The organism is Variovorax sp. CF313, assembly GCF_000282635.1.
Taxonomy (GTDB): domain Bacteria; phylum Pseudomonadota; class Gammaproteobacteria; order Burkholderiales; family Burkholderiaceae_C; genus Variovorax.
This window is the reverse complement of the sequence record NZ_AKIW01000070.1, coordinates 38598-49028: the sequence shown is the minus strand read 5'-3', so window position 1 is coordinate 49028 and position 10431 is coordinate 38598. Positions and strand designations below refer to the sequence as shown.

The following is a 10431-nucleotide window of genomic DNA, read 5'->3' as shown; positions in this document are numbered from 1 at the left end:
GCGCACTTCGTGTCGCTTCGCCAACCCCCTTCCAGGGGGCAACACCAGCGGCCCGGCAAAGCCGGTTCCACGGTGTTTCACGAACATGCTTCGCTGCGCTCGCAACGATGGCTTTCTGTGTTGCTGCTTTTGCCCAGAGCGATGCGCAGAAGCAGCTGTCGAGCGAGCGCTTCACCATCGTCTCGCCGTTCCCGCCCGGCGGTCCGGTCGACACGCTGGCGCGCGTTCTTTCCGACGGTCTCGCCAAGCGCTACGGCCAGGCGGCGGTGGTCGAGAACGTCGTCGGCGCGGCCGGCAACATCGGCATCGACAAGGTCAAGCGTGCGAAGAGCGACGGCCACACGCTGCTCGTGGTGCCCGCAGGCAATCTCACGATCAATCCGACGCTGATGCCGAACTTTCCGTTCGACATCGAGAAGGACTTCGTGCCCATCACCATGCTCGCCAAGGCGCCCAACGTGCTGGTGGCGTCGCCCTCGTCGGGCATCAAGAGCGCGAAGGAACTGGTGGCGCTGGCCAAGGCAAAGCCGAACACGCTGTCGTACGCCTCGCCGGGCGTGGGCAGCGGTCTGCACCTGGCGGGCGAGCTGTTCAAGCAGCAGGCCGGCATCGATCTGCTGCACGTGCCTTACAAGGGCACGGCGCCCGCGCTGAACGACGTGCTCGGCGGCTCGGTGCCGCTGATGTTCAGCAACCTGCCCGCGACCATGCCCTTCATCAAGAACGGCAAGCTCGTCGCATTGGGCGTGACCGAGGCCAAGCGCAGCGCCGCCGCACCCGACATCCCGACGCTCGCGGAGCAGGGCATCCAGGGCGTGACCGTGACCTCGTGGTACGGCCTGCTGGCGCCCAAGGGCACGCCGCCGGCCGTGGTCGAGCAGCTTGCGAAGGACGTGGCGCAGATGCTGGCCCAGCCCGATGTGCGCGAGCGCCTGAAGGTGCAGGGCATGACCGACGCGGCGATGAAGCCTTCCGAGTTCTCTGCGCTCATCCGCGACGAGACAGCCGTATGGGCCAAGATCATCAAGGCCCGCAACATCGTGGCCGAGTGAGCCGCACGCAGAACCAAAGCGGAGACACCCATGAAGACAACAAGCGAATCCACCATCGGCATCGTCGGTGCCGGCATCGGTGGCCTGGTGGCTGCCATCGCGCTGCGGCGCGCCGGGCATGACGTGGTGGTGTTCGAGCAGGCGAAGCAGTTCGCCCGCGTCGGCGCCGACATCAACCTCACACCCAACGCCGTGCGCGCGCTCGATGGCCTCGGCGTGGGCGAGGCGGCCCGCGTGACGGCGGCGCGCCCGTCGCACCGCATCAGCCGCACCTTCGACACCGGCGAGGAAACTTCGCGCCTGAAGATGGCCGATTCGGCGGAGCAACGCTACGGCGCGCCGCAGCTCACCATCCACCGCGCCGACCTGCTGGCCGCATTGGCCGACATGTTTCCGGCCGAGTGCGTGGCCCTCGGCAAGCGCGCGGAGAAGATCGCCGCGGATGACAAGGGCGTGAGCCTCTCGTTCGCCGACGGGACCAGCGCCCGTGTCGGCGTGCTGCTCGGCGCCGACGGCATCCACTCGTGCGTGCGCACCGCCATGTTCGGTGCCGAGAGCCCGCGCTTCACCGGCATCGTCGCCTACCGCGCCGTGGTGCCGGCCGAGCGCGTGGCCGGCGTGCCGAACCTCGGCGCCTTCACCAAGTGGTGGGGCCCGACCCCGCAGAGCCAGATCGTCACGTTCCCGCTGAACCGGGGCAGGGACATCTTCATCTTTGCGACCACGCCGCAAGACACCTGGCATCTCGAATCGTGGACCGCGCCCGGCAGCGTGGACGAGCTGCGGGAGCAATACGTGGCCTACCACCCCGAGGCGCGCGCCTTGCTCGACGCCTGCGACACGGTGCTGAAGACTGCGCTGTACGAACGCGACCCGATGCCCGCCTGGGCGCAAGGCCGCATGGCGCTGCTGGGCGATGCCGCGCACCCGATGCTGCCCTTCATGGCGCAGGGCGCTGGCATGGCCATCGAAGACGCGGTGGTGCTGTCGCGTCATCTCGAAGGCGTGGCCATGGCCGACGTTCCGGCCGCGTTGAAGAGCTTCGAGACCGCCCGCATCGAGCGAGCCAGCCAGGTGCAGCTCGGTTCGCGTGGCAACAACTGGCTGCGCGAAGGCGGCAACGCCGACTGGGTCTACGGCTACGACGCCTGGACTGCACCTCTCGGCACGCCTGCGATGGCCGCCACCGCCTGATTCATTCCACCTCACTCCACGGAGGCACACGATGCAACAAGACCGCTATCTCCAACCGCACCAGGCGCGCCAGCGCCCCGCGACCACCTACGAAGACCTGCTGGGCGACGTGATCGAACGCGCCTTTGCCGACGGCATCCACGACCTTGGCGGGCTGGTGCAGCGCCTGAACGACAGCGGCCTTGCCACGCCCGGCGGCCAGCCGTGGACCGAAGCGCTGTACCGCAAGGAAATGGCCGCGCTCGGCGCCTGAGCAGAGAGACAGAGAGAGACATCACCATGACCATCGCCATCACCCCCGTCTCCGCCGACCCGGTGGACCACCTGCTCGAGATCGGCCTGAAGGATCTCTGGTACCCGATCTGCCCCTCGCATTTCATCAAGGAGAACCCCATCTCTCTGCGCCGCCTCGGCCGCAAGCTCGCGCTGTGGCGCGACAACGAAGGCGTGCTGCATGCGCTGGAAGACCGCTGCCCGCACCGCGGCGCGCCGCTGTCGCAGGGCGTGGTGCTCGGCGACCGGCTTTCGTGCCCGTACCACGGCGTCGAGGTGCGCCACGACGGCGTCGTCACGCGCGTGCCCGGCAGCCCGGGCTGCAAGCTGGAAGGCTCGCAGGCCACGCGGCACTTTCATGTGCAGGAGCGTGCAGGCGCCGTGTTCCTCTACAACTCGAAGGAATCGGTCGACGTGCCGCCACCGCTGGTGCTGCCCGAGCAGCTGACCGATGACGCCGAATACGCGAACTTCCTCTGCTACACCGAATGGAAGGGCGACTACCGCTACGTGCTCGACAACGTGATGGACCCGATGCACGGCACGTACCTGCACAAGCAGTCGCACTCGATGGCCGAGGGCGACTCGAGCGCCAAGTTCGGTATTCGCGCGACCGACATCGGCTTCGTGTTCGAGAAGGAAGGCCAGCGCAACGTCAACTTCGACTGGACCGAATGGGCCGACACCGGCATCCACTGGATGCGCCTCGAAATCCCGTACCCGAAGACCGGCGGCCCCGGCGGCAACTTCATCATCATCGGGGCCTTCTCGCCGATCGCGAAGGGCATGACGGCCACCTTCTTCTGGCGCGTGCGCAAGCTGCCGGCGGGCTGGGAGCGCGACACCTGGCGCTTCCTCTACAAGAACCGCCTGGAGGCGCGCCACTGGCACGTGCTGGAGCAGGACCGCGTGATGCTCGAAGAGATGGAGCCCGACGCTAACCAGCACGAGAACCTGTACCAGCACGACCTGGGCATCGTCCGCCTGCGCCGCCACATGCGCAACCTCGCGGTTGCCCAATTGGCCGAGGCCGAAGCCACCACGGCATGAACCGCAAGCGAGCATCGCCATGTCTTCTCCCACGCTGAACGCCCTCGTGCACACCATGCGCTACGAGGCCGACGGCATCGTCAGCGTCGAGTTCCGGCCGGCCACACCGGCGGTGGACTTTCCCGCCTTCGAGGCCGGCTCCCACATCGACCTGCACCTGCCCAACGGGCTGGTACGCAGCTACTCGCTGTGCAACCCTTCGAGCGACCGCCAGCGCTACGTGGTCGGCGTGCTCAACGACCGCAAGAGCCGAGGCGGCTCGCGCTACGTGCACCAGCAGCTGCGCGTGGGCATGACGCTGCCCATCTCGGCGCCGCGCAACAACTTCAAGCTGGAAGAGGGCGCCGAGCGCTCGGTGCTGGTGGCCGGCGGCATCGGCGTGACGCCCATCTGGTGCATGCTGCAGCGGCTGGTGGCCATCGGCAAACCGGTCGAGATCCTGTATTGCGCACGCACCCGCAAGGAGGCGGCCTTCTGCGATGCCATCGAAGCGCTGGCGAAGGAAAAATCGGTACAACTCACCTGGCATTTCGACGACGAGAAGGGCGTTCCGCCCGACCTCGCGAAGCTGCTGGCCGGCAAGGGCACCACCAGCCACTACTACTGCTGCGGCCCGACGCCGATGCTCGACGCTTTCGAGAAAAGCTGCGAGCAACTCGGCTACGCCAACGCGCACATCGAACGCTTTGCCGCCGTGCACGTGGAGGCGCCCAGCGCCACGCAGAGCTGTGTGGTGATGTGTGCAAAGAGCGGCAAGAGTGTCGAGGTGCCTCCGGGCAAATCGATTCTCGACAGCCTGATCGACGCCGGCCTCAACCCCGACCACAGCTGCAAGGAGGGCGTCTGCGGCGCTTGCGAGACCGCTGTGATCGAGGGCGAAATCGATCACCACGACGGCATCCTCACGAAGATCGAACGTGCGTCCAACAAGACCATGATGATCTGCGTCTCTCGCTGCAAGGGCGAGCGGCTGGTGCTGGACATCTGAACAAGGCCACAACCCAAAGACGGCCGAGAAAAACCAACCGAGACATTCAATGAAAAAGTACTTGATCGCGATGGCTGCGGCCACCGCGGCTGGCGCAGCGCTGGCCCAATCTTCCGTCACGCTCTTCGGCGTGGTCGATGCCGCCGTCACCTATACCACGGGCAGCGGCGACGGTTCGGCCCACAAGACGCAGCTGACCAACAGCGGCAACATGTTCAGCCGCCTGGGCTTTCGCGGCACCGAAGACCTGGGCGGCGGCTACTCTGCCAACTTCTGGATGGAGATGGGCCTGCAGAACGACAGCGGGCAGGGCTTTCCGTCGAACTCGAACAACCAGGCCAGCGGCAACGGCACCGCGGGCATCCTGAGCTTCAATCGCCGCTCGACGGTGAGCCTTGCGGGCCCCTTCGGCGAAGTGCGGCTGGGGCGCGACTACGTGCCGGCGTTCTGGAACACGGCCATCTTCGATCCCTTCGGCACGGGTGGCGGCATCGGCGCCAACCAGATCTATTTCTCGGGCCTCGGCGGCCTGGTGGCACCCACCGGCACGCGCGCGTCGAACAGCGTCGGCTACTTCCTGCCGGCCAATCTTGGCGGCTTCTACGGGCAGGTGATGTATGCCATGGGCGAGAACGCTTCCAACTCGGTGCTGCCGAACACGCTGGCGTCGAACAAGCACGACGGCGAGCATACCGGCGCGCGCTTCGGCTACCAGAGCGGCGGACTCAACGTGGCCCTGGCCACCGGCCGCACGCGCTACGCGAGCGGCGACCTGCGCGTGACCAACCTCGGCGCGGCCTATACCTTCGATGCCTCGCTCATGAACCTCAAGCTCACGAGCGAGCTGTACAAGGAATCGAAGGGGAGCACCGACGCCAAGGGCGCGCTCATCGGCTTCCATCTGCCCATCGGGCCGGGAGAGATCAAGGCCTCGTATGCACGCTACAAGCTCGAGCCCGCCAACGCGGCGCTCAAGCCCACGTCGTCGAAGCTGGCCATCGGCTATGTGCACAACCTGTCGAAGCGCACGGCGCTGTACGCCACCATCGCGCGCATCAGCAACAAGAACGGTGCATCGCAGGCCCTGGCGGGCGCGATCACCATGCCGAACCGCGCCTCCAGCGGCACCGAGTTCGGCATGCGCCACATGTTCTAGGCGCGCAGGCGCGTCATCACCCTCACACCGGCAGGACAGATCATGCAGAGCAAGAACTTTCGTTGGTACGGCGTCCTCACGCTGTTCGTGATCGTTGCGATCTCCTACGTGGACCGCATCAACATCGCGGTACTGATCACCGATGCCGCGTTCCTGAACCACGTGGGCATCGCCGCCACCGACCGCGTGAGCCAGGGCTTCCTGGCGACGGCCTTCATGCTGGGCTATGGCGTGTCGGCTTTCGTGCTCACGCCGTTCTGCTCGGCCTTGTTCGGGGTGCGGCGCAGCCTGGTCTATGGGCTGATCCTCTGGGGCGTGGTGACGTGGGCCTCGCCGATGCTCCACAGCTACGGCCTGCTGCTGGCCTCGCGCGTGCTGCTGGGCGTTTCGGAAGGGCCGCTGTTCTCGCTGGCCTCGTCGTACATCAAGGCGCATTTCCGCAGCGACGAGAACGGCAAGCCCAACGCCTTCGTCAACATGGGCACGGGGCTGGGGCTGGCCATCGGTTATCCGCTGGTGGGCTGGCTGCTCACCCGGTTCGCGTGGGACACCTCGTTCCACGTGCTCGGTGTGCTGAACATCGTGCTCGGCATTCCGCTGGTGCTGGCCTTCGTGCGCATGCCGCCCGCGCATGCCGACGGTGTCAAGCCTTCGTCGTTCGGCGAGGCGATGGCGCGCGTGGGCGGCATCGTGAAGGGTGCGCTGCACACGCGGCATCTGTTCCTCATCACGCTGCTGACCTCGGCCGCGCTCGCCTACCTGTGGGGCAGCAGCAACTGGCTGCCGACCTACCTGCGCGAGGCGCGCGGCTTCTCGATGCGCGAGATGGGCTGGCTGGCCTCGCTGCCGCAGTACGCCACCGTGCTCGCGGTGTTCGTGGGCGGCGTGCTGATCGACAAGGTCGGGCGCGAGCGCGTGCCCTTCATCTTCATGGGCGCGAGCGCGGGCGTGGCGCTGTCGGTGTTGATGGCCATCAACGCGAGCGACCCGTATGCGGCGGCGTGCTGCCTCGTGGCGGCCAATTTCTTCTGGGGCCTGCAGAGCCCAGCCATTCCGAGCACGGTGCAGTACTGCTCGCGGCCCGAGCACACGGCCAGTGCGTTCGGCGTGACCAATGGCGCCGGCAGCCTGGTGGCGGGCTTCATGCCGGCGTTGATGGGCGGCGTGATCAGCGCTGTGTCGCATGGTTCGGGCGCATCGGGCGCGGCCGCGGCTTCGGCCGCCTCCGCCTCGGGCTTCTTCGCGGGCTTTGCGCTGCTGATCGGCACGCAGGTGGTGGTGTTCGGCTGCGGCTTCATGCTGTGGCTGCGGGACCGTACGCCGCCGGCAGTGGGCGTGTCTCAGTCGCAGGCTTCATAGCTGTTCCGCCGCAGAAATCCGATGCTGTGGCTGCAAGGTCACAGCGAATGCGCGCGGCATACGCGGCAGGCGACGCATGCGATGAACCATCTTCGTACCGCATGGCACACGCGATGTGCGGTGACTCCATTCGGCCTATCGCGCGCGAACATTTTGAGAGGGAAAAGTTCCGCGATCCGTTGAGCGAATGTGTGCGATCAGATAAAACTGAGCGCACACCAATGGACGAGGGAATGCGCGTGAAATCAACGACAAGAGCCGCAGAGAGTCTTGCCATCGCCGAGATGGCCCGTGCCGCTTGCACTTCGCGCAAACGCACCGCTTCGATATCCGGGCACTGAACGCAAGCCTTCGCGCTACAAGCCCGCGTTCGCATCCCACCACCCCGCGTTTCGACGGGAATGGAACCTCTTACGCCCCGCATCCTGGGACCACCGCTTCTTGCGCGGTGTGCCTTTGCATGACCGTGTGGTCCTGACGAACGCAAGCGTTCGCCGGGAGGGCATCGTGTTGCCCTTTTCTTTCAGATAACCCCGTTGTTCATCTCATCACCGCGCGCGTCACGCGCATCGCCGGCTATCCGCCGGTGCATGCGGGGCGGCGCATGTTTCTTCTTACCAAGAGTACCCAGAGGCGATCATGAAAAAATTCAGTACACCCGTCGTCAATCATCTTGCCATCACGGCGGTGACCCTTGCCGTGCTGACGGCATGCGGTGGCGGTGGAGACAGTGGTGGCGGTTCGCTCGGTGGCGCAGGCGTCGGTCTCGGTGCGCCATCGGAGCCGGTCGCTTCCGCTCCGGCGTCCGATCCCACGGCGAAGGCACCCGACGATGGCGCGCCCACCGTGGCGGCGGTCGACCGCACGGCCAAACCCATCGAACTGCCCGACACCGTCTGGCCGAGCAACTACAAGCTGTGGTTCCGCCCCGATGCGGCGCTCAAGACCTTCGTGGGCCGCGGCGACGTGGAGATCGAGGTGCTCAAGCCGGTCGATGCCATCGTCGTCGCCGCGCATAACCTGAACTTTGCCAAGGGCCGCACCACGCTGCGCAAGGTGTCGAAACCCGGCGAGGCGATCCCGCTGATCCCCACGCCGCAGACGCTCGGCGACTTCGTGCAGCTGCGCCTGAACGACGGCCAGATCGCCAAGGGGAAGTACCTGCTGCACATGGAGTGGGACGGCAAGATCCAGTTCTCCGATGCCGAGTACTGCCCACCCGCCGAAGTGGCGCGCAACCCGTTCTGCTCGGCCGCCACCGGCGTCTTCAAGGTGGGCCTTTCCACACCCGAAGGCGTGAGCAGCGACGCCATCGTGACGCAGGGCGAAACCAACTATGCGCGCCAGTGGTTCCCGGGCTGGGACGAGCCGGCCTTCCGCCACACCTTCGAGATCTCGGCCGAGGTGCCGGGTGACTGGAAGACCGTGTCGAACGGCGCGCAGACCGAGGCGACGAAGCTGCCCGACGGCTACCAGCGCGTGGCCTTCGAGAAGACGCCCTCGATGCCGATGTACCTGGCCTTCTTCGGCGGCGGCAAGTTCGACATCCTGGCCGACACCTTCAAGAACCCGCTCGACGGCAGCGACATGCCGCTGCGCTGGTTCACGCCGCCGGGCCGCTCCGACTGGGCGAAGTTCGCGATGGAGTGGACCAAGGTGTCGATGGACTACTACTACAAGTACACCGGCATCCCGCTGCCCTTCAAGAAGTTCGACACCGTCGCGGCCAACGACAGCTACGACAACAAGCCCAACACCGGCTTCGGCGGCATGGAGAACTGGGGCTCGATCTTCGAGTTCGCCGACCGCGTGCTGACCAAGCCGGGCGACACGCCGACGCTGTACTCGGTGACGGTGGTGACGCACGAGGTGGCGCACCAGTGGTTCGGCGACCTGGTCACGCTCGACTGGTGGGACAACGTGTGGCTCAACGAATCGTTTGCGCGCTGGTTCGAACGCCGCACCACGATCAAGTTCCACCCCGAGTACTACAGCTTCTCCGACTACGTGCTGGACAAGCACAACGTGATCGTGGCCGACCTGAAAAGCACGGCCGTGCCGGTGCAGCGCAACCTCAACGATGCGGGTTCGTTCGGCTTCATCAGCCCGTCGATCTTCGTCTACAACAAGGGCAGCCACGTGCTGGAGACCATCCAGAACTACATCGGCGAAGAGGCGATGCAGAAGGGCCTGCAGATCTACCTGAAGGACTACGCGTTCGGCAACGTCACGCCTTCGCGCCTGTGGAGTTCGCTGGAGAAGGCGACCGACAAGAAGGTCAGCGAGATCGGCGACAGCCTGATCCGCCAGACCGGCATTCCGCTGCTCACGGTGGACGCGCAGTGCGCGGGCAACAGCACCTACGTGAACATCACGCAGGAGTCGTTCCCCAACCAGAACGTGTACCCGGCCTCGACGTGGACCATCCCCGTCACGCTGGCGTACGGCGACGCGATGGACCAGCGCAAGACCTTCGTGATGTCGAACAACAGCACGCAGGTGGAACTGCCTGGCTGCACGGCGGTGCTGGCCGGGCCGACCGGGCAGGACTACTACGTGAGCAACTACAGCGCGCAGTCGTGGAGTGCGCTGCTGGCCAAGGCGCAGAGCTTTGCCGGCAACAAGCCGCTGCTGCTGAACATCGAGCGCGATGCGTTCCGGCTGCTGAGCGTGGGGCGCATCACGCAGGCGCAGTACGACCAGATCAAGGGCGTGCTGAACCTGCCGGCGACGCTGCTGGCCAAGACGCAGGTCAGCGAGCAGAAGATGGCGGCGGTGGCCACCGGTGCGGAGAAGGAGGAGTACCCGCATGCGCTGCGCTTCCAGGGCGGCCTGAAGCTGCGCGAGAACCTCAAGCGCTGAACGTTGTTTGAAACCCCGGCGCGCACCGTCCGGCATGCCTGCAGGGCGGCGCGCGCCTCATCACACCGGGATCATCATGAATACAGCATTTAAATGGTTGGCCATGAGCGCTTGCGCCATGTTGCTGGGCGCTTGCGGCGCAAGCAATGGCGGGCCAGAGGCCGAACTGGTCGGGGTCTACGCCGTGAAGCAGAACGGTGCGCTCAAGGAACTGGTCAAGATCGAGCGGCAGGGCGACCGCTACGTGATGCGCGACAAGGTGCGCACGCCCGAATGGAGCGAGCCGAAGATGCAGATGCAGCCCGTGACGCGCGAGCGCTGGAGCCGCATCACGACCGACACGGAGAACACGTCCTTCGTCGGCATCTCGAGCGACCAACTCGGCATCTTCAAGGTGCCGCCTGGGTGGCAGAAGAACGGCTTCAAGACGCAGACAGGGTACTTCCTGTTCTACTCACAAGGGCCTGTGGAGGCGTACAAGCTTTGATTCGCGCTGC

The 10431-nt window shown here is 66.0% G+C and carries 9 protein-coding genes; all 9 read left to right on the top strand.

From position 1 onward, the window contains the following. Nucleotides 1-107 precede the first annotated feature (107 nt). The 9 genes from PMI12_RS17305 to PMI12_RS17265 all read left to right on the top strand — a co-directional run bounded on the left by PMI12_RS17305 (nucleotide 108) and on the right by PMI12_RS17265 (nucleotide 10421). Nucleotides 108-1052, top strand: coding sequence for a Bug family tripartite tricarboxylate transporter substrate binding protein (locus PMI12_RS17305; RefSeq protein WP_007834987.1), 945 nt, complete (start codon nucleotides 108-110; stop codon nucleotides 1050-1052). 30 nt (nucleotides 1053-1082) lie between these two features. Next, nucleotides 1083-2246, top strand: coding sequence for an FAD-dependent monooxygenase (locus PMI12_RS17300; protein ID WP_007834986.1), 1164 nt, complete (start codon nucleotides 1083-1085; stop codon nucleotides 2244-2246). A gap of 31 nt (nucleotides 2247-2277) precedes the next feature. Then, a complete protein-coding gene (locus tag PMI12_RS17295; RefSeq protein WP_007834985.1) occupies nucleotides 2278-2499 on the top strand; it encodes a recombinase-like helix-turn-helix domain-containing protein in 222 nt (73 codons plus the stop codon). 26 nt (nucleotides 2500-2525) lie between these two features. Beyond that, nucleotides 2526-3569 carry an aromatic ring-hydroxylating oxygenase subunit alpha gene (locus PMI12_RS17290; protein ID WP_007834984.1) on the top strand — a complete coding sequence of 348 codons (1044 nt, stop codon included), beginning with the start codon at nucleotides 2526-2528 and terminating at the stop codon, nucleotides 3567-3569. A gap of 19 nt (nucleotides 3570-3588) precedes the next feature. Next, the gene (locus tag PMI12_RS17285; RefSeq protein WP_007834983.1) at nucleotides 3589-4557 is read left to right on the top strand and encodes a PDR/VanB family oxidoreductase; all 969 of its coding nucleotides are present in this window, start codon (nucleotides 3589-3591) and stop codon (nucleotides 4555-4557) included. Nucleotides 4558-4606: 49 nt separating this feature from the next. Continuing rightward, nucleotides 4607-5713 carry a porin gene (locus tag PMI12_RS17280; RefSeq protein WP_007834982.1) on the top strand — a complete coding sequence of 369 codons (1107 nt, stop codon included), beginning with the start codon at nucleotides 4607-4609 and terminating at the stop codon, nucleotides 5711-5713. A gap of 42 nt (nucleotides 5714-5755) precedes the next feature. Then, nucleotides 5756-7072 carry an MFS transporter gene (locus tag PMI12_RS17275; protein WP_007834981.1) on the top strand — a complete coding sequence of 439 codons (1317 nt, stop codon included), beginning with the start codon at nucleotides 5756-5758 and terminating at the stop codon, nucleotides 7070-7072. A 639-nt stretch (nucleotides 7073-7711) separates the two neighbouring features. Continuing rightward, nucleotides 7712-9934, top strand: coding sequence for a M1 family metallopeptidase (locus PMI12_RS17270; RefSeq protein WP_007834980.1), 2223 nt, complete (start codon nucleotides 7712-7714; stop codon nucleotides 9932-9934). Nucleotides 9935-10010: 76 nt separating this feature from the next. Beyond that, nucleotides 10011-10421: a hypothetical protein gene (locus PMI12_RS17265; protein WP_042673620.1), complete on the top strand. Its 411-nt coding sequence runs from the start codon at nucleotides 10011-10013 to the stop codon at nucleotides 10419-10421. Nucleotides 10422-10431 lie beyond the last annotated feature (10 nt).

Bases quoted from the DNA above. Each gene is read 5' to 3' on its own strand.
- PMI12_RS17305 (WP_007834987.1), top strand. From the start codon at position 108: ATGGCTTTCTGTGTTGCTGCTTTTGCCCAGAGCGATGCGCAGAAGCAG.
- PMI12_RS17300 (WP_007834986.1), top strand. From the start codon at position 1,083: ATGAAGACAACAAGCGAATCCACCATCGGCATCGTCGGTGCCGGCATC.
- PMI12_RS17295 (WP_007834985.1), top strand. From the start codon at position 2,278: ATGCAACAAGACCGCTATCTCCAACCGCACCAGGCGCGCCAGCGCCCC.
- PMI12_RS17290 (WP_007834984.1), top strand. From the start codon at position 2,526: ATGACCATCGCCATCACCCCCGTCTCCGCCGACCCGGTGGACCACCTG.
- PMI12_RS17285 (WP_007834983.1), top strand. From the start codon at position 3,589: ATGTCTTCTCCCACGCTGAACGCCCTCGTGCACACCATGCGCTACGAG.
- PMI12_RS17280 (WP_007834982.1), top strand. From the start codon at position 4,607: ATGAAAAAGTACTTGATCGCGATGGCTGCGGCCACCGCGGCTGGCGCA.
- PMI12_RS17275 (WP_007834981.1), top strand. From the start codon at position 5,756: ATGCAGAGCAAGAACTTTCGTTGGTACGGCGTCCTCACGCTGTTCGTG.
- PMI12_RS17270 (WP_007834980.1), top strand. From the start codon at position 7,712: ATGAAAAAATTCAGTACACCCGTCGTCAATCATCTTGCCATCACGGCG.
- PMI12_RS17265 (WP_042673620.1), top strand. From the start codon at position 10,011: ATGAATACAGCATTTAAATGGTTGGCCATGAGCGCTTGCGCCATGTTG.